This is a genomic window from Paenibacillus sp. P32E (genome assembly GCF_001909085.1).
Lineage (GTDB): Bacteria > Bacillota > Bacilli > Paenibacillales > Paenibacillaceae > Paenibacillus_AQ > Paenibacillus_AQ helianthi.
In genome coordinates, this window is record NZ_LVYY01000013.1 from 87,046 (window position 1) to 110,764 (window position 23,719).

At 44.6% G+C, this 23,719-nt stretch carries 16 protein-coding genes and 1 pseudogene; 1 reads left to right on the forward strand and 16 read right to left on the reverse strand.

Features of this window, described 5'->3' with window-relative positions; genetic code table 11:
- Positions 1-17 precede the first annotated feature (17 nt).
- The 16 genes and pseudogenes from A3848_RS13560 to A3848_RS13630 form a co-directional block, all read right to left on the reverse strand.
- A complete protein-coding gene (locus A3848_RS13560; RefSeq protein ID WP_074085474.1) occupies positions 18-623 on the reverse strand; it encodes a pentapeptide repeat-containing protein in 606 nt (201 codons plus the stop codon).
- A 146-nt stretch (positions 624-769) separates the two neighbouring features.
- Positions 770-1,399, reverse strand: a complete 630-nt coding sequence (locus tag A3848_RS13565) for a DUF2812 domain-containing protein (RefSeq protein WP_074085475.1) — start codon at positions 1,397-1,399, stop codon at positions 770-772.
- Entirely contained in the window at positions 1,386-1,727 is a 342-nt protein-coding gene (locus A3848_RS13570; protein ID WP_074085476.1) for a PadR family transcriptional regulator, read from the reverse strand. The genes A3848_RS13565 and A3848_RS13570 overlap by 14 nt, the downstream gene beginning before the upstream one ends.
- A gap of 303 nt (positions 1,728-2,030) precedes the next feature.
- Complete coding sequence (locus tag A3848_RS13575; protein ID WP_074085477.1) at positions 2,031-2,546, reverse strand: hypothetical protein; 516 nt, start codon at positions 2,544-2,546, stop codon at positions 2,031-2,033.
- A 26-nt stretch (positions 2,547-2,572) separates the two neighbouring features.
- Complete coding sequence (locus A3848_RS13580; RefSeq protein WP_143192400.1) at positions 2,573-8,146, reverse strand: RHS repeat domain-containing protein; 5,574 nt, start codon at positions 8,144-8,146, stop codon at positions 2,573-2,575.
- Positions 8,147-8,345: 199 nt separating this feature from the next.
- Complete coding sequence (locus A3848_RS13585; RefSeq protein WP_074085479.1) at positions 8,346-9,737, reverse strand: PA14 domain-containing protein; 1,392 nt, start codon at positions 9,735-9,737, stop codon at positions 8,346-8,348.
- A gap of 268 nt (positions 9,738-10,005) precedes the next feature.
- On the reverse strand, positions 10,006-12,000 hold the full coding sequence (locus tag A3848_RS13590) for a hypothetical protein (protein WP_074085480.1): 1,995 nt from the start codon (positions 11,998-12,000) through the stop codon (positions 10,006-10,008).
- Between the two features lie 75 nt (positions 12,001-12,075).
- Complete coding sequence (locus A3848_RS13595; RefSeq protein ID WP_074085481.1) at positions 12,076-13,260, reverse strand: carbohydrate binding domain-containing protein; 1,185 nt, start codon at positions 13,258-13,260, stop codon at positions 12,076-12,078.
- Between the two features lie 27 nt (positions 13,261-13,287).
- Positions 13,288-14,016 (reverse strand): annotated as a pseudogene (locus tag A3848_RS13600) (RICIN domain-containing protein); the annotation flags it as partial.
- Positions 14,017-14,035: 19 nt separating this feature from the next.
- The gene (locus A3848_RS32310; RefSeq protein WP_178382001.1) at positions 14,036-14,209 is read right to left on the reverse strand and encodes a hypothetical protein; all 174 of its coding nucleotides are present in this window, start codon (positions 14,207-14,209) and stop codon (positions 14,036-14,038) included.
- A gap of 54 nt (positions 14,210-14,263) precedes the next feature.
- Positions 14,264-15,529: an RHS repeat protein gene (locus tag A3848_RS13605; RefSeq protein ID WP_083612140.1), complete on the reverse strand. Its 1,266-nt coding sequence runs from the start codon at positions 15,527-15,529 to the stop codon at positions 14,264-14,266.
- Between the two features lie 30 nt (positions 15,530-15,559).
- The gene (locus A3848_RS13610) at positions 15,560-16,252 is read right to left on the reverse strand and encodes a hypothetical protein (protein ID WP_074085484.1); all 693 of its coding nucleotides are present in this window, start codon (positions 16,250-16,252) and stop codon (positions 15,560-15,562) included.
- A gap of 769 nt (positions 16,253-17,021) precedes the next feature.
- Complete coding sequence (locus A3848_RS13615) at positions 17,022-17,258, reverse strand: hypothetical protein (RefSeq protein ID WP_074085485.1); 237 nt, start codon at positions 17,256-17,258, stop codon at positions 17,022-17,024.
- 84 nt (positions 17,259-17,342) lie between these two features.
- A complete protein-coding gene (locus A3848_RS13620; protein WP_074085486.1) occupies positions 17,343-18,137 on the reverse strand; it encodes a Nif3-like dinuclear metal center hexameric protein in 795 nt (264 codons plus the stop codon).
- Between the two features lie 178 nt (positions 18,138-18,315).
- Positions 18,316-20,397: an alpha-glucuronidase family glycosyl hydrolase gene (locus A3848_RS13625; protein WP_074085487.1), complete on the reverse strand. Its 2,082-nt coding sequence runs from the start codon at positions 20,395-20,397 to the stop codon at positions 18,316-18,318.
- Positions 20,394-22,625, reverse strand: a complete 2,232-nt coding sequence (locus A3848_RS13630; RefSeq protein ID WP_074085735.1) for a glycoside hydrolase family 52 protein — start codon at positions 22,623-22,625, stop codon at positions 20,394-20,396. Before A3848_RS13630 ends, A3848_RS13625 begins: the two co-directional genes overlap by 4 nt.
- A gap of 187 nt (positions 22,626-22,812) precedes the next feature.
- Between A3848_RS13630 and A3848_RS13635 the strand changes: the two genes are divergently transcribed.
- Positions 22,813-23,712, forward strand: coding sequence for an AraC family transcriptional regulator (locus A3848_RS13635; RefSeq protein WP_074085488.1), 900 nt, complete (start codon positions 22,813-22,815; stop codon positions 23,710-23,712).
- Positions 23,713-23,719 lie beyond the last annotated feature (7 nt).

Here is a 23,719-nt window from a genome sequence, read left to right on the forward strand (position 1 = left end):
CATACGCTTTGCTGAACTTAATCCACCTTCGCACCATAGGAACGCAGGAACACAACGGCTTGCTCCCTGTCCATCCGCACTCCTTTTACCATCAGCGCTTTCATATCCACACCTTCCAGCTTAGCCCCCCGCAGATCAGCCCCGGTCAGGATGGCTTTGCCCAGCATGGCTCTTGTCAGATCACAGTCTCTCAGGTCAGCCTTGGCCAAATCACTCTCCGACAGATCCGCTTCAAAAAAACGGATGCCCCGCAAATCCTGCTTGCCAAGCTTGGTATACCTCAGATTGGTGTAGGACCAGTCTCCCCCGCTTAGTGTAATGCCATCCATCTGAGCGCCCGCGAAATCAGAACCGGTCATTTTGCAGGAGATGAACTTGCTTACAAAGAGATTCGCACCGCTGAATTTACAATTTTCGAACGCAGATTCGGTGTGGATCGAGGCATTCAGGGCTGCGCCTTTAAAATCACATTCGATAAAACGGCAATGGGTGGTATCGATTTCTTCCAATGAGGTGTTCATGAAGGTGCAGTTAGTAAATGTGCAGCGGATCAGCTCGCCATAACGTAAATCATGCCCGTCAAAACGGACATCCACAAATTCCCGGTCGTTGTACTGGTACATGTCTTTCCTCCGATAATAATAAGCTAGAATATGAGCAAAAAAACGCTATTTCACTAATTTTATCATATCTGTGTCAAGTGTTTTTCCCATAAGCTGTAATTTCAATGAAATATATTTTTAGCGGGTATGCAGCATAACCCCACTCGTTAATCGGACAGGCTCTCTCCCTGAGATCGCTTATATTGCCGGTTCGCCTTGAAGGCGAAGATCAGATAGAGCATAATCACCAGGGGCAGGAGCCAAGCGCTCAATCCCCGAAGAAGTGCAAACGGCGTTTCGAACAGAAAGGCCCGCCAAAACCCAACTCCAGTCTTCTCCCATAACCCAGGGGTCAAATAGAGGGCTTCGGGATCGAGCAGAGCCGCCGGCTTGAGAGTACCTGTAGACATCAGTGCTACAATAATCGGAAAAAAAGACAAGGAAATCGAGAACCACATCTCTGACAAACGTTTATACCGCCCGGCTTTGGAATCGGCATCCGAAAAAATATCCTCGCTTCCCTGATCATTCACCATCTTAAAATACTGATATCCCGAACTTTTCGAACCCTGGATGTGCTTCCAGCCGCTATCCTCGAAGAGGGCACGATAATCCTCGAAATCCTCTTTCTTGACAAAAGCACGGTAATCAATCTTTATTCGGCCAACCTCCGGTACGGCTTCGTGAAATTCGTAGCTGAACAAAGATTTTCTGACAAATCGCCAGCCCCGCCCAGCCATATCATTCAGCCATTTCTCTTCATGTTCTAAATTCGTAAAACACTTACATTTCCGCATGAGGTTCCCTCCCGTCTGAGTTCCAAATTCTTCGCGTGATCTCCATCATGTGATTCATCCGTTCATAGTCCCGGAACATGACCGCCCGCCCTTCTTCTGTAATCACATAGACCTTGCGCCGGTTATCTACCGTGCCGACAGGTTCAATGAATCTAAGCTTAATCAGATTCTCAATCGCACCATATAGCGTGCCCGCAGCCATTCTTACCTGTCCTCCACTAAGCTCTTCAACCTTTTGCAGGATCAAATACCCGTGCGCCGGCTCATGCAGGGCGAGCAGGATATAATAGACCGTTTCCGTAAGCGGCAGATATTTGTCTCTCCCCATATCTCTTCTCCTTTGGATATCAAACTGTACATGTGGCAAGCCACTGTATAGTTCAACTGTATAGTCATACTATATACATTCCAACTGTATATTGCAACTATATATTACCAATGGGGGGGGATATGTGCCATGAGGCAGAAGAAAAACCACATGGGGCGCTCCCATGTGGTTAGAAAATCGAGAATAAGTTTTTAATCAAACACTACATCCCCCAGCTAGGTTTTAGCGCTGTTGGAGAGCAGTTAGTCTATTACTTTATTTTCTCAACCTAGTTCATAACTTTCTTCTAACAGCATTACGATCCTATAATTTCAATGATTCCTTCAAATCCTTATGTTCCTCTATTGTTAAATTATTAATGGAAACATGAGTTACATACTTCTCATAATCGAACCCAATATTCATTCTGCCAAGCCTAACTATCTGATTGCATTCATCTATTTTCCCAATAATAGCTGTAATTGTACTTTTACCCAAGAATACTTGAAAATCTTTAATATAATCATATATCCCTTTTTGAGGAATAATACTATTATCAAAAACAGAAGTACCATCCTCAATCTTATTATTTTTTATGATTACATCACTCAATACCGCATTTCCAACTGCTGTTAACGTCACTTTTTTCAGTACTCCTGTATTAGAACCTATCCCAAACTCTATTAATGAACTTTCTATATCCCCCGTTCTCCAGTACACAATATTTTCATTTACTAAATCATAACAATCTCCAATTTGGGCACTAAAAGGAACATAATAGTCTATCTCAATTTGACATCCTCTACTCTCTGCTATCTCACATAATCTGAGTAAATTCATATTTTCCTCCAATTAACAATTTATTATTAAGGGTTATACCTAGCATGCTTCACAACAACATTTAACCCGGGTTCTCGTGGGGCTGAAAGCATAAATTCCCAGTTACCACCTCGTATCATTTTATCAAAAACAACCCCGTTATTTTTGATGGCTTCAGTGAACGCACTTTGGAATTCTGTCAAAATCGATTGACTACTAACTGAAGAGGTTGTTGTTCCAATATTCTTTCCTCCGCTTGTTATATACTCAAGCATATGTTTTGTACCATTCGGATTGACCCAAAAATCTTGATCACCGACTTTAATATTAAATGATTTCGGAATTGATGTCCCCTCATAAGCAGATTGAGTGGCTTTGATGCTATCCCATACAGTTCCAGTTTTACTCGTCGCCTTAACAACATCCTCTGCTTTCAATGCTTTTTTTGCACTATTAATTAATGCTTTGATACCTGAAGCGGCTTTAACAGCGCCATTTTCCACAAGCATGAAATTTCTTTTTACAAACTCAGCTGCGGCTGCGCTTCTTACACCACTGGAATACCTTTCGTCTCCCATGATCTGGGTTAGCTCAATCTGATTCATATCAGAGAAATGTACGAACTCTAAACCATCGCCACTTGAACCTCCATCTGAACCAATACTGTCAGCCCCTCTAGTCATCATGTGACCACTTGGGTCTGAATAAATCAATGGATTATTATGCACATACGTATACAAATTCTGACTCAGCGGATTATCAATCTGCCCCTCAACCGTATCCTCATTTAAAAACCGCCCCATACTCGGATCATAGTACCGTGCACGCAGATAGTACAGTCCAGTTTCAGCATCGTATACTTCCCCGGTGTACTTAAATGAGTTCGAAGTTCCCTCCAACTGGCTGGTGATGTTCCCCCACTCATCGTAGGTATAATTATTGACCACCGCTCCACTCGTATCGACCATCTGCACCACATCACCATGACCATTATACAGGTAATAGTAATCCTTCGACGCCTTCTTGTCCTTCTTCACTAGCACCCTGTCACCCCGGACAAAGTTCGCTTGTTCTGTATACACGCCACTGACGATCTTCTCTTCGGAGATGACTTGACCCTGGAAATTATAGTTCACCTGGGTCTGTGTATTGCCATTCGTCTTCAGATAACGCATACCATCCGCGTAATACTTGAAGCTGGTCGCACTCGCTCCCTTAGTCACCGAGGTTAACGTATTCTGCAAATCATAGGTGTAGCCCGTATCCACTGTGTCCAGACTCACATTGCTGGTGTCGGATATGGTTTGCCGATTGCCTCGCACATCATAGGTATAGGTCGTTTTCCCGCCATCTGGACGCGTAATCGACACGAGACGGTTCAGTGAGTCGTACCCATAACTTGTCGTTTGCGCTGCGCCGTCGTTGCGCGACTCACTCACCGTTATCTGATTTCCATTGTTGTCATAGCTATAGCTATACCCTGAAAGCACGGAACTCCTTTTCGTATTCGTCATACTCTCAATCCAGCCCAGTGCTTTATTGTACGTATATGTTGTTACTATTTTACTTCCGTCTATAAGAGTAGGGTACGCAATGGTATTAACTAAGTTATTCGCGAAGTAGCTATACTGCACATTGGTGGAAGCGGCACTTGTGAGTGTCGAACTCCCGTTAGTCTGTACCTTATCCAATCGCTGCTTATCATACTGATAATTCGAGTAAAAGCCCATATAGCTGTCATTGATCTGTGTCATTCTTCCCACGACATCTAACTGATTCCCGATGTTCGCGGAGTGATCTCCAGCCAACGAGTACCTATTACGCACTTGGCCCAGACTATCCAGCGTCTGTGTTTGGGTTGCCGTGACCGCATTGTTCATGAGCGTTTGGATCGTTTGCTGCTTCGGGGTGCCATCGCCGAAAATCACATTCGTTTCCTGCGTTTGCGCCACGTTGTTGATCATCCCGCGGATGGTACTCTTTTTCAGTTGCCCGCTTTCGTCATACGTATAACCAAACGTGCTGCCATTGCGGTCTGTTTTAGCGGCCAATTGGCCTAAGGTGTTGTAGGTATAGCTTTCACTTTGTGAAGCTCCATCCTGTTTCACGGTCGGTAGGCCAAGTTCATTATACGTCTTCGTATTCAGCGTTTGCGGTGTACCGTTCTTCGCTTGAATGGTCACCTTGGATAACAGCCCATTCCCATCATAGCTGTAGCTTGTGGTTTGGTTGAGTGCATCTTTGACGGCAGCTAACCGGCCTAAGACATCGTAAGCGTAGGTGGTGGTAACCCCGTCCTCGTTCAGGTTTTGATTGGGATCTGTATAGCCTGTGACATTGCCCGAAATATTATAGCGATAGGATTCTGTAATCTTGTTGCTATTCGTTGGCCAATCTTTGTAGGTGGAGGCCGATATTTTATTCCCCCAAGCATCATAGCTGTCCTGAACATAGTTCAGCTTCTCACCCGTGGACTTATCTTGGATGTAGCTTGTACTTGTGCGCGCTTTAAGGGAATAGTCATTCACGATGAGATCCCCGTTCGCATTCGTCGCCCGGTTCTGTCTGCCCCAGGCATCATAGCTAACAGTTAAGGTGTTTGCAGCCGGATCTATAGAGTATACCGGTCGACCCTGATCGTCATAATGATATTGAGTAAATACCCATTTCCCTGTGTTCTCATCAAAGTGCTCTTCCAACAGCGTGAGTCCCAGCCCGTTATACAGCACATTGGCATAAGTCTTGACCGCATTCTGGTTGGACAGGTTGGTGAGCGTGTGAATGGAGTCCACTTTTAAGACCTCTGTTCCTGTATTTACGGAATCAAAGTTGCCGGAGGTCTGATTATAGTAGTTGTAATCGGTCACCTCACTATAGAGTTCTCCCTTTGCATTGGTTCGGTTGGGTTGCGTTTCTTTTTTCAGACGGCCTGCTGCATCGTAGGCATAGAGTGTTGCATTTTGATTCCCGTCCCGCTTTTCAATTACTCTGCCAGTCCCCATATCATACGCCGTCGATGTTTTGACGATCTGCTGATTGGATTGTCCAATATTTGAATAAGCCTCTTCAACGGTTGGATAGGCATACTGCGTTTCGACCCCGTAGGTAACGACACTTTTGGTGACCGTTTTCCCGCCCGATGTTTTCTCGGCAGTCGTCTTATACAATCGTTTGGTCCCGTCCGGTGCATTTTCATACGTAAAGCTCGTCGTTTCCCCCGCCGCATTCGTGGTTCTTAATACACGTCCTTGTCCATTATATGAATAACTCTCGGATAAGGCGGATGGATCACTTTCACTGGCATACCATGATTTCGAATTCAGCAAATGATAATTAGGCTCATAGGTATAGGCAGTCGTATTTTTCGCTTTCAACGTAGGATTATTCCACTGGTTGTCCAGCATGGGGCGAGTGGCTGTTAAGACATTCCCCCAATCATCATAACTGGTTTCGCTGTACAGCTTGTTCGCTGTGCTGTCCGTGTCACCCGGCCCATACTCCCAAGTCTCTGTTGCTGTGGGCAACTGAGTAATCACGGAGTGGAATACCGTATTTTTTTCCACCTTTCTTTCACCATTCGCTGCTTGACTCACTGCAGACAGGAATTGCCCTTTGCCATTAAAGGTTCGGGTGACATTTAAATTGTCAGAAACGTTATGCATAACGCTGGAGTAGGTGTGCGACGCCGGGACTAAATCAGGTCCGTAATATGTTGTGTAGCCGTCATAACTACCGTTGTAACTGTAAGTTGTTTCGTTGTATCTTCCGCTATACCCACCGGATTTAAGCACTTGGTCATATCTTGTTTTGACAATGGGAGTATCAATGCTTCCATAGGGACCCATATTTCTTGCTTGATACCCCATCTCATAGACCGTACGGGAATGCGGATATTCAATCGAGGATAGCAATTCGTTTCCAGCTTCATAGCTGTAATTCTGTTTGATATCCAGCTTTTCCGGCTTGAATTTGGTGTTATATACATAATCTTCACGAACATAATTGAACTTAAGCTGTTCCCCGTTTTGCAATGTGATGTATTTGAGCTCCGGTGAGGTTCTTTCTTCCCATTCTCCATAAAATTTATCCACACCGTCAATGATTCCCAAATATTTTTTATACCAATACCCTACTCTAGCACGAGTATATACTACCTTCTGACTAACCGTATTGTTCAGATCTTTTACAGTAATCGTCAAATTCTCATCTGGAAGATCTATATTGGCTTCAGCTTTCCTAGAATTAATCCAGTCATAATTAAAATCAACGACTCGCCCAACGCTGTCAATAATCTGGGTTATCAAATATTTGGACTGCCAGTTATCCGTATGCCAATACAATCCATATTTAAAAGTAATGGTGTTTCCGAAACGATCCACTATTCCCAATAGACCAGGCTCTCCGAAATATTCTCTTTTTCCATTCGCATATTCAACATATGTGTTAGACAAAAAATCTCCGTTGTTGAACGAACCATTATCTAAAAAAATACGCTTGTCCTTGCCTTTGTATTGGTAAAAGCCTCCCTCCATACCATGGATCGCATCCGTGAAATATTTATATGTGCCGCCTTCCCCATCATGGTAATATTCAGAAGTAATGGAGGGGAACTGGAAACTCCACCCTGTACCTAAATCGTATTGAACGTTACGGTTTAGATTTGGGATATTAGAATCACTAATGAATTCGGAATCATTGGAATCGTACATAACGCCAATGTTCAAATCCAGGCCATCTCTTCCGGGCAAACTGATCTGCGTATCCTTCCAAGTCAAAGTACCGGAAGCGGGGTCTACACTTTCACTACTTAGGCTCCGGTCAGAAAATTGCGGTTTACCGACTTGGTTGATGGCTTCCATTTTAAAATCGTCGATCACACTGGTAATTGCCATGTCCAGCGTCGATACACTTTTCGTGGAAAGAGCAGCTAAGGAAGAAGTTGGATTGATAATAAGATCTTCCAGCTTCGAGTAGACATTATCCGTCACCCCGTAAGCTTCCTCTGTAACACTGGTGGACCCACCTTTCGCCTTCAGGTTCTGCCGAAGTTCATCCCAGCTTATTCCTCTTTTCGTATAGAGCGCTAGCAGTTCGAAGGGATCGAGACCGGTTTCAGCACTTAAATAAGCAATTTCGTAGATATCTTCAATTTTTGCGCCTTGGATCATCAGCTCACGAATGTCCTTTTTACTAAGGAGCGGCTCAGCAACAACTCTTTTCATTTTCAGGCTTGGTTTTGCATATTTAGCCTTGATCGCATTGATACGTGCTTGTTCGCTATCTTCAGTAGAAAGGCGTGTCGAATAAGCCGCAGCCTCTTCGGGGGTAAGGATCAGTCCATCCGGCAACTGACTCTTAGCTTCCGAATAAACGACTTCAGGAACCGAAAGCATATTCGGTGTCGGTCTCGGTGTCGGTGTCGGCACGGGTTGTTCCAACACTTTCTGTACGGTGTTCGGATTCCACGGCGTAGGTGACGGCTGTACCACATCTTTTGGTTTAGCGGCTGTTAATGTTTTACTCGTATCCGTTGCAGCCAATACATTACCCGTGTAGCCCGGTGTAAGTAGACATACTATTAAGAGGATGAGGCAAAGTTTATATGCTGTACGCTTTATCAAAAAAATCTCTCCTTAGGGTTGGTTTGTACATATTAATCTAAATACATGATCACAGGACTCAACTTATCCCTCCACAGCTGCTTTCGCTATTATTATTGACTCTGAAGTAGATTGCGTCTCCGGTGGTGACTATTAGCATCTGATGAAGCTCTGGATAGATGGAATCATCGTAGGCGATGGTGCCTTTAATTGGGATGTTCTACCCCCTGCTTGTCCTTTGGGTAGGACTTTCCCACAAAAGTCCAATGGCTGCTCCACTCAGATTCTCAAAATACTCAATCTGAATATCATACTGATTTCCTGCAATGAGTTGAATGTTACTGCTTTGAAATTGACCTGCTTGATTCACCCACCGATTGAGAATTAGTTTGCCATCGACCCATAAACGTACCCCATCATCTGCAGTTAAATAAAATGTATAGGTCTCGCTATACTTTGGCTTTATTGTTCCAGTCCACCGAACAGAAAAGGTATCTGGCTCTATCAAGCTGTTCGGAGAAGCAACTACCCAATTAAAATTAACGCTAGGATCTGTACGTGTAAGCATTAATCCATTCAAACCCAGAGTGTCATAATACTCCCCTTTCAGACCTACTCCCTGAACTTCCGCAGGCAAGTACAATTGACTTTGGGGTACTACCTGCTTAACCTGACTGGCGCTCGACCACTGTAATATGGCTCTTGCGCCACCACCATTTTCAAAGTATTCCATTCGGATATCATAGTTTTGTCCAGCAGTCAGTGTAATCGGTTGACTTGTTAGTTCACTTGCCTGCGTTACCCACTTATCGATCAACAGCTTACCGTCTATCCACAGTCTGACACCGTCATCTGCACTTATGTAAAAGGTGTAACTTTCACTATATTTGGGTTTTAGGGTACCTGTCCATCTTACGGAGAACGTGTCCACCCCAATAGAACCTTCTGGGGAACCTAAAACCCAGTTGAAATTAACAGTCGCATCACTTCGTGTCAGCTTGAGCCCGCTTAGGTCCGCGTTGTTAAAGTACTCACCCTTTAAACCACCCCCCATTGTTTCCACTGGTGGGAATAACTGAGTTTGCGGAACAACCTGCTTAGTTTGGCTAGTACTTGACCACTGCAATATTGCTGTTGCTCCACCTCCATTTTCGAAATACTCTATTCGGATATCATGATCTTTCCCACTGGTAAGTGCTATTGGTAGACTTGTTAATTCGCTAGCCTGTGGCTCCCATTTATCAATTAATAATCGACCATCTACCCACAGCCTAACACCATCATCTGCAGCGAAATAAAACGTGTAGATCTCACTATATTTGGGTTTAATGGTGCCGGCCCATCTTACTGAAAATGTATCTTCACCTATTGTGGTACTCGGAGAACCTTCACCCCAATTAAAATTAATACTGGCATCTGTGCGTGTGAGTTTAAGTCCAGTGAGATCCGGATTGTCGTAGTACTCCCCTTTTAAACCATTGACCTCCGCTGCTGAGGCTGTACGATTAATGCTTGGATATAGTTCATCCACAAAAGCTCCTAAAAAATAAAAAATCAGTATAAGGGAAGTAACCAGTAGAGATGCCCTGCTTATTAATTTCAATTTGATCATTTCTCCATTTCTCCTAGAATTGAATTGATTAGCAAGGTCTGAGTCACGTCATAAACCTGTCAATTATCACGTACACCCTACCATATGAACGAGTGTACGTCTTGTCGTATATCGAAGTATGAATTAAGGTTTGAGCTACGTTAACCATTTGAGCAACGCCTTCTAGGATCACTTTGTAGAAAGGTAAAATTGAAAATCTCCATTTTCTAATGTTTACTCTATCGTTCGTTGATTTCGCTCTTCTAATTCCACTATTCAATGATAGTTGTTACTGCATCGAAATCTTAATATCATCTATAGAAATAGCCCCACCATAATGCATCCCAAAGTTTAGAAAATAATCACTATATGCACCGGTTACAAACTCTACTCGCTTACTTCCTCTAGTTCCAATCGCTTCATTCCATGTAGCCCACCCCACATCCTTATTTCCACCTGTGAGTGTTCTTACGAAAAAGTCAAAATATCCTCCACTCGCAGGTGTATCAATTACTTTGTAGTTGAAGGTTACGCTGTATGACGTATTTGGTTCTAGCTTGATTTTATTCATATTCGAAATCATAAATACTGTCCAATCCACATTCTTTGCCCCGACTCCATATGCAGAATATGCCCCATTTACGACTTTGTTTGACTCTTGGGTTATAGACAGTGTACCTATTAATGGAGTATAGCTGGTTGTTGTAATGTCTCCTTTTTCAAACGATTCCCCTTCCTTAGTTATTTTAATATCATCTATAGAAATAGCCCCACCATAATGCATCCCAAAGTTTAGAAAATAATCACTATATGCACCGGTTACAAACTCTACTCGCTTACTTCCTCTAGTTCCAATTGCTTCATTCCATGTAGCCCACCCCACATCCTTATTTCCACCTGTGAGTGTTCTTACGAAAAAGTCAAAATATCCTCCACTTGCAGGTGTATCAATTACTTTGTAGTTGAACGATACGCTGTATGACGTATTTGGTTCTAGCTTAATTTTATTCATATTCGAAATCATAAATACTGTCCAATCGACATCCTTTGCCCCGACTCCATATGCGGAATATGCCCCATTTACGACTTTACTTGAATCTTGGGTCATGGATAGTGTACCTATTAATGGAATATAGCTGGTTGTCGTAATGTCTCCTTTTTCAAACGATTCCCCTTCCTTAGTTATTTTAATATCATCTATAGAAATAGCCCCACCATAATGCATCCCAAAGTTTAGAAAATAATCACTATATGCACCGGTTACAAACTCTACTCGCTTACTTCCTCTAGTTCCAATCGCTTCATTCCATTTGGCCCACCCTACATCCTTATTTCCACCTGTGAGAGTTCTTACGAAAAAGTCAAAATACCCTCCACTTGCAGGTGTATCTACTACTTTATAGTTGAAGGTTACGCTGTATGACGTATTTGGTTCTAGCTTGACTTTATTCATATTTGAAATCATGAATACGGTCCATTCCACATCCTTTGCCCCGACTCCGTATGCGGAATATGCCCCATTTACGACTTTACTTGACTCTTGGGCCATGGATAGTGTACCTATTAATGGAATATAACTGGTTGTTGTAATGTCTCCTTTTTCAAACGATTCCCCTTCCTTAGTTATTTTAATATCATCTATAGAAATAGCCCCACCATAGTGCATCCCAAAGTTTAGAAAATAATCACTATATGCACCGGTTACAAACTCTACTCGCTTACTTCCTTTACTTCCAAGCGCTTCATTCCATGTAGCCCATCCCACATCCTTATTTCCACCTGTGAGTGTTCTTACGAAAAAGTCAAAATATCCTCCACTTGCAGGTGTATCTACTACTCTATAGTTGAAGGTTACGCTGTATGACGTATTTGGTTCTAGCTTGACTTTATTCATATTTGAAATCATGAATACGGTCCATTCCACATCCTTTGCCCCGACTCCGTATGCGGAATATGCCCCATTTATGACTTTGTTTGACTCTTGGGCCATGGATAGTGTACCCATTAATGGAATATAACTGGTTTTCGTAATGTCTCCCTTTTCAAAGCCTTCAGCCTCTCTTTGTATTTTTTTTATCTGGTTTCCGTTCCGATCATAGTAGAAATCCACATATGAATCATCTTCCGAATAAATATAGTCAATTCGATTCTGGTCATAAAAATATTTTAATTCTTGACTCTTGGTATTTTCTGCAGAAACTACATTATCATTTGAGTCATATCCTATAAAAAGAAATAACATAATAATTAAAATTGATCCCATGTAAATTTTTTTATGTTCCATTACATTCACCCTTTCATTACATTTGAAACTAATTCCGCACTTTTGGCTCCTTTAGGTGATATCAAGAGTGAGTTCTCACTTTGGATTAAGTGATATACTGTCAACATAGACCGTTCCTCGGGCATTGTTAGCTGTCGCATACAAATGAAAATGAACTCGCATTGTAGTTGTATTGGCAGGTGTTGTGAAATTTCCTGAAAATGAGATTCTACTTGTACTTTGAGAAAATTCTGTTGGCGCCTGTCCCCCGATCAAATCGTTATTCTTATCGTAAAAATATACAATTACCGATAATTTTGAATTCAACATATCCTCAAGTTGCAGGTATCCTGTTAGATTAAAAAGTTTCCCTCCACTCGTGGAAATATCTTGCCAAACATTCATCCCGTCCCCTTTATTCGGTATCATAATCGCTTTTATTTGTTGTAACATCCTATTTGGGGTCTGCTGTGAATTGATTACTTTATATTCTCCGTTTATTCCTTGACCCACATATCTGTTCCATCCATCAGCTGTACCATCTGGTTTATAATTCCCCTTAAATTCTCCATTAAAAAGTAGATTTGCTACTTCGCCTAATTCAATAGATATCCCGTCTGCATAGACTGTTGCTTTTGCATTATTGCTAGTAGCGTGTAAATGAATATGGAGCCTGGAAGTAACGGCGTTGATTGGCGTTGTAAAGTTACCTGAAAAAGTCGCCCAATCCATCGTATTTTGTGAATACTCCACAGGAGTCTGACCACCAACCATTTGATTGTTTTTATCGTAAAATAAAATAATTATGGATAGCTGGGTATTCACCATGTTCTCCAGCTTTAGACGTCCTTTTATACGATATAATGTGTTTCCTGAAGTAGGGACATCCTTCCAAACATTCATTCCATCTCCGGTGTTTGGCAAGGAAACTGCCGTTATTTTTTGCGCTCTGTTTCCTTGAGTTATTGGGGATGTAACGACTTCATAGCCTCCACTCACACCTTGACTAACACTTTTGTTCCATCCATCTGCAATTCCGTTTAATCCGCTATAAGCTTCAAAATTAGAATTAGCCAATAAATTATTTGTTCTATACTTATTTACTAAATTCCCATTACTATCATATTGGTTCATTGTGGTTCCACTAGAGTTGCTGACTTCTATTAATCGTCCTGCCGCATTGTAAAAATAGAAGGTTTCTATCTTATCAGCCAAGACTGATGAACTAAATACAAGGATTGACAAGAAACATACCAAAAATGAGAAATATTTTTTAGACATAAGAGTCTCCTTTGAATTCTATCTTTTTTACTTAACCAGTTTCCAATTTTGCGAGCTTGTTCCGTTGTCTGTGTAGATCTGCAAGTGTGTACCATCCGTACTGCTTCCTCCGGGTATATCCAGTAACTTGTTACTATTCACATTTATCAAGCTACATGATCCGTCTGCATTCTCTCTGATTAACCATTGTTGAGCCGATGTCCCATTGTCTGTCCAGATCTGAACCGCTGATCCATTGGTTGTGCCCCCAGCCGATACTTCCAAGGCCTTCCCGCTATTTACACTGATCAATTTATACTTATTGCCCCCAGTATCGTAAACCTGCCATCTTTGAGAAGTCGTACCGTTATCTGTCCAAATTTGTACCGGTGTTCCGTCTACAGTATTTCCTCCTGCGACATCTACCGCTTTCCCATTGCCCGCATTTAATATCTTAAATTCAGCTCCATTTGATATCGCTTTTACGAGTCTCCACTTCTGAGCCGCCGTTCCATTCCTGGTCCATATTTGCACAGATGTTCCACTCGTTGTTTCTCCGTTTGCCACATCAAGAACTTTGTTGCTATGGATATTTACAAATTCATATGTACTGTCACCATTATCAACAATGCGCCAAGCTTGAACCTCTGTTCCGTTATCGTTCCATAGTTGAACTTTTGTCCCATCTGTTGTTTCTCCCCCAGCTACATCGAGCGCTTTTCCACTATTAACATTGATAATCTTATAGAATTCATTTCCAGCAGTACAAAGCAACCACCTTTGCGCATCTGTTCCGTTACCCGATCAAGTTACCATTGTTATCATACTGATAATCCACATATTTTCCTTCTGACACACTGACCAGACCTAAAGCTTCTGTTTTGGTATAGGTGTATTTTAACGCAGCAGCTGTTTGGGAATGAACCAGAATTAAAATGAGAATAGAAATAATAGATATATATTTCTTCATAAAATGCATCTCCATGTCTTCGGATTATCATATTTTCTACAGATCCACTTTGCTCTAATTCTTTGTAGTATTTATCAAATTCCCATTCAGATCATAAGAATACCGAACAACACTATTGTCTGGATATCTAACTTGAACCAATCTTCCATTATTATCATATTGATAAGTGGTTAATTGCTGAATGACAATATCATCCAACGAAAGTGCCCCGCCACCATGGATTCCCCAGAATATGTAATAGTTATCCTGATCACCGGTCGTGAACGTTACTGTCTTTAATCCCTTCGTACCTGCGGTGTCGTTCCAACGAGTCCAGCCCTTCACTTCGGTATTATCGATACCACGAACGGAGAAATAAAAATACCGGTTTAAATCAGCAGGCTGCATATCGATCGATTTATAGGCAAAGCTCACCGTGTAGGTTGTGTTGCTTTGAAATTTCATTTTATTAGTGTCCGTAGAGGCAAACTCAATCCATTCCTTGGTTGTGGGAGAACTCAAATAGGCAGAATATAATCCGTTTACTGCCTTTAATGGATCATTTGTAATAATGCCAGCTACAGGTGATAAACCAGTATCACTATATGTTCCTCTTTCAAAGGATTCACTGACTTTTCGAATGGTGATATCATCAAGTGATAGAGCTCCACCCTTATGAATGCCCCATATCAAATAGTAGTTCTCCTTGTTCCCAGTCGTAAAAGTTATGGTTCGCTTCCCTTTATTCCCAGTAGCCTCGTTCCAAGTGGTCCAACCCTTATCCTCTTGATTATCTGTGCTTCTCGCTAAAAAATAAAAGAAACGGCTATTATTAAGAGTATCCATATCGATAGATTTATAGGAGAAGCTTACCGTATACGTCGTATTCGCTTCGAACTTCACTTTATTGGGATCAGTGTACGTAAATTCTTTCCAGTCCTCATTCAACTGTGATATAAGATAGGCTGAGTATTGCCCGCTAATTACTTTCGCAGGTTCCTTTGTAAGGATTCCAGAGCCCGCCGTAAAATTAGTATCAGTAAAGGAACCCTTTTCGAAAGATTCACTTACCTTTGCAATCTCTATATCATCAAGTGAAAGAGCTCCCCCTGCATGAATGCCCCATATCAAGTAATAGTTCTCTTTATTTCCGGTTGTAAAAGTTATGGTTCTGCTGCCTTTATTCCCACTGACATCATTCCAAGGGGTCCAGCCTTTATCTTCAGCATTATCTGTGCTCCTTGCTAAAAAATAAAAGTAGCGTGGGCTACCCGCTGGCACCATATCAATTGATTTATAAGAAAAAGTTATTCTATATGTAGTGTTTTTTTCGAATTTCACTTTATTTGAATCTGTGTATGAAAATTCTTTTCACACCTCTGTCTGCAATGAGCTAAGAAAAGCTGAATATTGTCCACTGACTATTTTCCCTGGGTCTTTTGTAATCGTCCCGGCACCCGCCAAAAAGTTAGTTTGATTATAGGAGCCTTGTTCAAAAGATTCGCTGCTGTAAGAAGTAGCTTTTACAATCTGAATGTCATCGACAGACAAACTTCCTCCTGCATGAATGCCCCAAATCAAATAATAGTTCTCTTTATTTCCAGTCGTAAACGTCATTGTTCTTATACCTGTGCTTCCACTTGCGTCATTCCAGGAGACATAACCCTGATCCTCTTGACCATCCGTACTCCGAGCAAGAAAATAAAAAAATCGGTTAGGGTCCTGCGGCTGCATATCAATGGATTTGTAGGAAAATGTCACTGTGTACGTGGTATTCTTCTCAAACTTCACTTTACTGGAATCCGTATTGTTAAACTCTTTCCAGGTTTCTGTTGCCTGTGAGGTAAGCAGGGTGGAATACTTCCCGCTGATAACTTTTTGCGGATCATTTGTAATCGTCCCTTTCACCGGAAGATAACTCGTACCCGAATATGTCCCATTCTCGAAGGATTCTTTGGCAACGATGATATTTTCTGCAGCAAATACTTTACTCTGACAAACTGCAATCATTGTGATTATAAAAATGGTTTGCAGCAGATAGATATGAAACTTTGTTCCCTTCAATGAAACACACTCCTATATGTAATCTAAAGTCAAACCTCTAATACGTCCTCAACAATCATAAGTTACTATCTCATCTTTTAAAACGGTGGTATTTTGTCGATTGAAGAGTATCTTTGTCGAAAAAGACTGAAAATCCGTACTCAAAGAAAAAAGCAGCCTATTTTGTCCAGGCTGCTGAAAGATTCAAATTTTATAGCAGGGTAATTGACCTCATTTCTGAAAAAAGGGGCATCGTGTTTTCCTGTATAATAACAATCTGGTGGGGGATCGGATGATTTAAACAAACAATCTCTCAACTTTAGTCCAAGATATCTTAGATAATCTAAAAGTCAAGCCATAATGATGAATTTAATAGCTACCCTCTCATGACTATCTTTCTTTACCAGGTCCATTAGTTAGTATTGGCAGTTACTAAATTCGTTTTTATTTCACCCAACTGGAAGTAATAATTCCCAACATTATCTTTTCCCAGCTTTGTTTCATAGACCTGAATATATCTTGTTAATACCGAGCTACCAAAGTTGAATGTCTGTACCGAACCATTGTTGTACTTCCCACCCATTAAGTTTAGCTGATGCAAAGTAGGCAAGATTCATTGAGGGAATTTTTTTAATCACATTTCCATTATTATCTGAAAGGTAATACATCACCTTCTTAGAATTTTATAAGAATAATGTGGGTTGTAGTCTTGAGAAACTTTCCGCAGGTTCGGCACTAGTTAAAGTTAGAGAATGACCTTGAGGAAGAACACCTTCAATGTCAAGATAACTCATACTTTCCAATCGTTTAATAGAGTATTATTCACCAGCCCTTCACAAATCACAGAACTAAATTCTAAAAATTTGCCCTCTCCGTCTTCATAAAGCGCATGCGTGTTGTAAATCAGCCAATCGTGAGGCAGCGTTACCGGCATCCAGTCCGCGTCCGCAAGCACGTTAGCCAGCTCTGAACCCAGCGGCTGCTTGGCGAAGTGCCAGCCTCTGTTCAGTTTTCTTTTGATGCTCATGGATAAAGTTCCTCCTGTGCATGGTTTAAGAGAATGACATCGGCCAGCCTTTCAATGCTCTGCCATAACACCCTTTTTAAACAATTACATTACACGGAATACCGGCTGATCTTTCACGAAATGTACCGGCACTTCCGGAAACTCTGCTGCCAGCTGCTCTGCCAGATATTTCATGCCGGGCGCCTCGCTCTCCGCGTGACCCAGCATAATCAGTGCCTTGTCCCGCCCCTGGCGGGCAGCGTCTCTTATATACTCCGGCGTCTCCCATTCCGGCCCTTCCCCGGCGATGATCAAATCCAGAGATTCTTGATCAAATAATGGGATTGCCGAGGAGCCGCCCCCCCGGTAGCCGACCAGAATACCGACTCTCACGCATGAAGTAGACCGATTGCCTGCAACACGCACATAAGGGATTTGCAGCTGCTTTTTCAAATATTCCGCAACTTCTTCAGCCTTCATAGCCGGGATGGTCAAAATAGACACAGACGGCCGGTGCTCGGTAACATATGCCTGCCAACCCAGCTCCCGGATAAGCCCTTCCACGATCCCGTCCGGTGTATATCGGTGCAGGTAATCATGAAACCGGTAAATCCCAAGGTTTGAACAGGCGATAAGCTCGGCTTTTTGTTGATAGACAGGGTCCTGTTCCAGTTCGTCTGCGTGAGGCTGGTGGCTGTAAAATACGCCTTCGTGCGTGATGATCAGGTTCGCTCCTAGCGCCACCGCCTGTTCAATCACAGACTGCGAGGCGGAAAAGGCCGTAACGATTCCCTGCACGCCAGTCTCCGGGTCTCCCGGCTCCAGCTTGTCTACGGTCTGTTCAAGCCTGGTGATTCCTTTGGTTAAGTGATCGATGATGTCTCCGAAGGTGAGTGTCATATTCCCTCCTGTATAAGTTGGACCTGAAAATAATGGGTGAAAGCAAGCGGGTCTATGAAGATACTGATACTGATTCTATACGATGTCGAATCTCTTTCAAGTTAAGTTACGCCTTCATCAATGGAGGCTTATCGTCTACTGTGGCCTGAGTATCAGTATTCATGTCCCTTGTTCCCCCTCAGTAAATAGTGCGTTTGCCGGTATCCTCAATACCGCTCTTGCGGTAGAAATACGTATTGATCTGGTCACGCCATTCCTTGGCATGATTGGCCTGCCCCCTCAGACGTTCCTCCACTTGCATGTACAAATCCTCCCGGACAATTCCTTTCAGGCTGCTCCAGGAAGCCAGCAGCTCTGCCGCACGTTCCGCCCCTTCAAAGTGAGTATCATAGATATGCTGAATCACGGTTTTGCCGGAATGCAGCACATGGGTATACGGAACATGGTGGAAGAACAGCAGCAATTCGTCCGGGCATGTCTCCAGAGAATCATAACGTTCGCTATTCAGGCCTATATATTGGGCGCTGTAGCCCGTTCCGGTCTTCACGGTACGGTCTACACCGATCCCTTGGTGGTCCGTATAATGATAGGTGCCCCACTGCGAATATTCATAGCCGTCTACATTCGGCCCGTAATGATGCTCGGGATTAATCATCCAGCCTACGCCAAGCGGTGCCGTATAGGATTCATAGATTTCCAGCGAATCCAGCAATATCCGGCTGACCACACTTGAAACGTCTGGATCTGTACCGAAGGTCAGGGAGATCCATTCACAGGCGATTTCCTCTGCCGTCAGCTCCGGATTCCAGGCCAGACGGCCATATCCGTACAGATTCGCCTGAGCCAGCAGGTGACCGGTCCAGTTCCGGTCATTGCCCACATTGGACACCGCCGCAATCCCGCTGTAACGGTTGCCCCACAACGATCCGTCCACGATATGTTTCACCGGAGACGCCGCTCCTTTGGCATACGTGTTGAATTCCAGAACCTCTTTCCACTGCGGAACCAGATAACAGACATGGCGCTGCTGTCCGGTATATTCCTGGGCAATCTGAAATTCGATGACCTGGTTTGTCCGTTCAAGTGCCCCAAACAATGGGGATACCGGCTCTCTGACCTGGAAATCCATCGGACCGTTCTTGATCTGCAGAATGACGTTATCTTTAAACTTGCCGTCGAGCGGTTTGAAATGGTCATAGGCCGCTCTGGCCCGGTCCGTCTTGCGGTCACGCCAGTCCTGCTTGCAGTTGTATACGAAGCAGCGCCAGATGACAATTCCGCCGAACGGTTCCAGCGCTTCAGCCAGCATGTTGGCACCATCGGCATGGTCCCGGCCATAGGTGAACGGCCCCGGACGGTTTTCGGAATCGGCCTTCACCACAAATCCGCCAAAATCGGGAATCGCCGCATACACCCCTGCTGCTGTGTCTTGCCACCACTTCCGTACTCCAGGGTCCAGCGGATCAGCGGTGCACACTTCCCTTTCATGCATCGGACCAGCAAAGTTCACGCTCAGGAACAGCCTGATGCCATATACCCTGAACTGATCGGCAATGCTTGCAACCTCGGGCAGATACTTGGAGATGAACAGCGTTTCAAGCGCATGGACATTCACATTGTTGATGGCAATGGCATTGATTCCTGCAGAGGACATCAGCCGCGCATAATCGCGGATTCGCTCCACATCGTTTGTAAAACGGTTGTTATCATAAAAAAATGATCTTCCCGCATATCCCCGCTCCACGCTTCCGTCAAAATTATCCCAATGATTGATCATCCGCAGCCCGTTCACCGGGTTAATGACTTCGTCCAGCCCTTCGATTTCCTCCAGGTTGCCGATCAGCCGCAGCAGATGAAATACTCCGTAGAGTACACCTGCCTGTGATGCGGCTCCAATAGCAATACAACCCTTTTCTTCGCTGGTGCGGATTGCAAAACCCTCAGGGCCCACCCTACGGATCGTTTCCTCCCCGAACATACTACCAATCAGCGCATTTCCGCCCTGGAAGGTGCCGAATGCCACAGATAAACCCTTTTGCTTCACTTCAGACACTACGTGTATGCCAAGCATAGATTCAATGCCTCTTTGCCATTCCCGGAGGGCAGCCTGAACCGTATCGTTCTCATCGGTTGCCTGTACTGCCCCGCACCATTTCACATATTGATCCTGGAGGCGCCCGGACGGCAAAGAAGGATAGCTTAACCATGCAGCATAACCACCGTCAGCGATTCTATTATGAATAGCCTTGGAATGACTCATGCAAAGGGTTTCTCTTTGATCTTGGTCAGCGACCGGTTGCCTGTGCCTTCAAGCAGCCACAGAATGGCCGTAACACCCCGCGGATAATATTTGCTGCCGCCGATAAGGCCGGAGAGAATCTGATCACTCCAGCACCAGTAAGACAGCTCCGGATGGAGCAGCCAGCGGACATGTGCCGCATCTGCTGCAAGGCCGCGTGCGTCCCAAGGCACATCCAGGATCTCGCGGGCAATGAACTGGGAGAGATAGATTTTGCTGAGCCAGGAATTATTGCTGGTCGAAGACAGCTTCCAGCCGCCATCCTCGAAAAGGCAGACTCCGGGAACCAGCACGTTGCTCAAGTGAGTGTTCAGCGCATTCAGATAGCCGGCAAATCGGCCATTCCGGTCAAGCGCTTCTTCACAGCCTGTGAACAGTGGGAACACCAGGCCTTCGATCGCCGGAATAATACAGGACTCGTTGTCCTCATTGATGATGGCTGGAATGTACCCCTCACTGTTCAGCTTGGAAGCTATGGAAGCAGCGCATTTGTCCGCCTGCTGTCCGGCTGAAGCCGACAGTTCAGCCCATCCCTCTTGCTTGAAAAATTTCTCCAGTGCCACGTAAGCCGCCCAGCACTTGCCTGCCATATAAATATTATTGCGCGATTGACCCAGTGAGGTATCCAGACTGTCGTAAGTAGTAATTTCAGCCCCGCCCTGTGTGCGGTTGCTGTCCAGACCCATCAGGCCATTGCGCAAATGACTCTCGGGATGGTCACGGTTCAGCATGCTCTCGAAGCAGGCACGAAGCGTCGGCAGCATACCGCCGATGAATTCGCGGTCCTGAGTCTGTTCGATATAGACCAGCGCCGAGCACAGCCAGTTAACCAGCTCTTCATGGCTCATATACGAGAAGCAGTCATCCAGCCCTGCCATCTCATAAGCAGAATACTGCGGCCGCGAGAATACGTTGGCTACGCCGACATCGTGGGTAAAGGTGATGCCTCCCGGATATTCCTCGGTTCCGCCAGGAAATACAACCTTATCCTTATAGCTGTAGCGCTCCACGAACAATTCCAGTTCATTTCTGACCGTCCAGGGATTCATAACCAGTTCAAAAAACAGCTGATCCGCCGTCAGATCCAGTGTGTTCATCATCCGGTATTCGCCTTCGTTCACGATCCAAATGGGCTTCCCGTCTGCTTCCAGCAGCTGGGTGCTGCCATAATAGCTGTGAATCGCATGCGCGAGCATGAAGGACTGGTCTTCGGTAAGCCGGGCAGAACCGATCCAGTCATTGCCGGATTCACAGGAATCGATCAACTCGTCAAAATGCTCCAGGGCGTACCCTGCAACAGCTTCAATATTTCTAAAATAACGGGTATACGCATAGCTGGCATCTATTCCTGTTGTAACCAGCCCGCCCCGGTAAAAGCAGATGGCAAAGCGGTACGTCCGCTTCTCACCCGCAGGAACCTCCATCATAACCGCACCGGTTCCACCGAGCCCAAAAGCAAGGTTATGCTCCAGCTTGGCTTCAAGTATTTTCTCCATGGTGAACCCGAGGGCAGTCTGCACCCCTGCATCCTTACAGGCAATGGCTGTCAGCCGGCCTTGGCCGATGCCTTCGAATTCCCCGCCGCTGGTGTCACTGAGCCTGCGCATGGAGTTGTAGGGATCGCTGCCTTCGTAACCGAAGAATCCTTTTCTCGCAAAGGTTCCTTGGGTATTATCCAGTGTCAGTTCAGCGAAAACGGCCGGAAGAATGGCTGCTTTCAGTTCCTCCGCATCAGCGGAAGCCGGATCCGGAACGGAGCGGACAGGCGAGTAGATGGTAAAAGTCAGATCCCCCGCCTTCCAGGTGTCTGTTGCTGAACGCAAGGATCGGGTTATCGCCTGGTCTTCAAACGCTTTCAAAACAATCGGGGACGGCTGATACCAGCCGCTAGGTTTATCCTTATCATTTCCTCCCGGCGGAGCAGGGAACACCTCCTGCAATTCCTTGGCGGTTTCGTCGGCCTTTTCGATATCATATCTGGCGCCTGCATCCTCCACATGCTCGAAAAAGGGCAGGACTTCATAGGTTTCGCCATCTCCGGACTGGAATCCAACATACACATTCTGGTCCGCCGGCTTGCCCAGCTCCAGTCCAAGTCCCCCATTCTTCCCCTTGAACCCCAAAGTGAAACTCGCAAAGGCCCCAATCGGAGAGTGCTGAACATTATAGAATACATTAGTTTTCGTCATAAAGACTCCTTTCTGGATCTTCAGTTTCATATCTGCTTGCTTCCATTGTATAGGTTCATCCTAACATGGCCCTCCGGGGTGAGAACATTGTCAAATCAAGCAAATATTTACCCAAATCAAGCTGGAGGCCTGCTATACTAATAGATACACTTTTGTTCAAATATATAGTTTTGAAAGGGGAGACTCCATGGTTTCAGCCTTTATTCCGCCTGTACTCGGGCACAGCATCAGCGAAACGATCATACCCGATGTGAAGACAACACTGAATTTATTCGGAATGCACCTACGGAAGGTGCGCGGCGAGTGGGCTTATCCCGTTCATGCGCATCCGCAATACGAATTTAATTATGTACTCGAAGGAGAGCAGTTGCTTGTCGTCAACAATCATAGCTATACGCAGAAGGCCGGAGATCTGGTCTTATTAAGACCGGGCGACTCCCACTCCAGCAAAAGCGGCAATGGCAAACCCTTTACTTATTTTTGCATTCATTTTGATATCGACGACAAGATTCTGATCTCACTGTTAAGCCGGCTTGACCATGTTCTCTTCGAATCCGGAAGCACCATCGCCCATAAATTGGGTCCCGTCTTCACCAGGCTGGTAGAGATCTCAGGTACCATCTCCGGAGACATCACGATGTCCCAGCGGATGAGGCTGCAGTCTGCGGTGTTTGAGCTGTTCGGTCAGCTGTGGGAGGCCTTCTCCATCGAGGCCAATTTACCCGCTTCGGGCACTTATGAAAAGGTGGAGCTTGCCCACCAGATCCGCAGCCGCCTGCAGGGACTGGTCTATCAGCAATTTCAACTGGAGCTGCCTTACGACAGCCATTACGGTATAGATGATATTGCTGCAGAGCTGGGGATCAGCGCCTCCCACTGCTACCGGGTATTCCGGCAGGTGTTCGGGGTGTCGCCCAGAGAATTTCTGTCCGAACAAATGCTTCACGAGGCCAAGGTGCTCCTTGATGATTCAAGCTTGTCCGTGAGCCAAATCTCAGGCCTGCTGGGTTACCGCGACATTGCCCACTTCAGCCGCCAGTTCAAACGCTGGTACGGCAAATCGCCGCGGGAGTACAGGGAAGAGTAAATAATTG

What these genes read in the sequence shown, in the direction of transcription:
- A3848_RS13570 (WP_074085476.1), bottom strand. Translation starts at nt 1,727, where the DNA reads ATGGGGAGAGACAAATATCTGCCGCTTACGGAAACGGTCTATTATATC.
- A3848_RS13585 (WP_074085479.1), bottom strand. Translation starts at nt 9,737, where the DNA reads ATGATCAAATTGAAATTAATAAGCAGGGCATCTCTACTGGTTACTTCC.
- A3848_RS13590 (WP_074085480.1), bottom strand. Translation starts at nt 12,000, where the DNA reads ATGGAACATAAAAAAATTTACATGGGATCAATTTTAATTATTATGTTA.
- A3848_RS13560 (WP_074085474.1), bottom strand. Translation starts at nt 623, where the DNA reads ATGTACCAGTACAACGACCGGGAATTTGTGGATGTCCGTTTTGACGGG.
- A3848_RS13615 (WP_074085485.1), bottom strand. Translation starts at nt 17,258, where the DNA reads ATGAGCATCAAAAGAAAACTGAACAGAGGCTGGCACTTCGCCAAGCAG.
- A3848_RS13595 (WP_074085481.1), bottom strand. Translation starts at nt 13,260, where the DNA reads ATGTCTAAAAAATATTTCTCATTTTTGGTATGTTTCTTGTCAATCCTT.
- A3848_RS13565 (WP_074085475.1), bottom strand. Translation starts at nt 1,399, where the DNA reads ATGCGGAAATGTAAGTGTTTTACGAATTTAGAACATGAAGAGAAATGG.
- A3848_RS13575 (WP_074085477.1), bottom strand. Translation starts at nt 2,546, where the DNA reads ATGAATTTACTCAGATTATGTGAGATAGCAGAGAGTAGAGGATGTCAA.
- A3848_RS32310 (WP_178382001.1), bottom strand. Translation starts at nt 14,209, where the DNA reads ATGAAGAAATATATATCTATTATTTCTATTCTCATTTTAATTCTGGTT.
- A3848_RS13625 (WP_074085487.1), bottom strand. Translation starts at nt 20,397, where the DNA reads ATGAGTCATTCCAAGGCTATTCATAATAGAATCGCTGACGGTGGTTAT.
- A3848_RS13635 (WP_074085488.1), top strand. Translation starts at nt 22,813, where the DNA reads ATGGTTTCAGCCTTTATTCCGCCTGTACTCGGGCACAGCATCAGCGAA.
- A3848_RS13620 (WP_074085486.1), bottom strand. Translation starts at nt 18,137, where the DNA reads ATGACACTCACCTTCGGAGACATCATCGATCACTTAACCAAAGGAATC.
- A3848_RS13630 (WP_074085735.1), bottom strand. Translation starts at nt 22,625, where the DNA reads ATGACGAAAACTAATGTATTCTATAATGTTCAGCACTCTCCGATTGGG.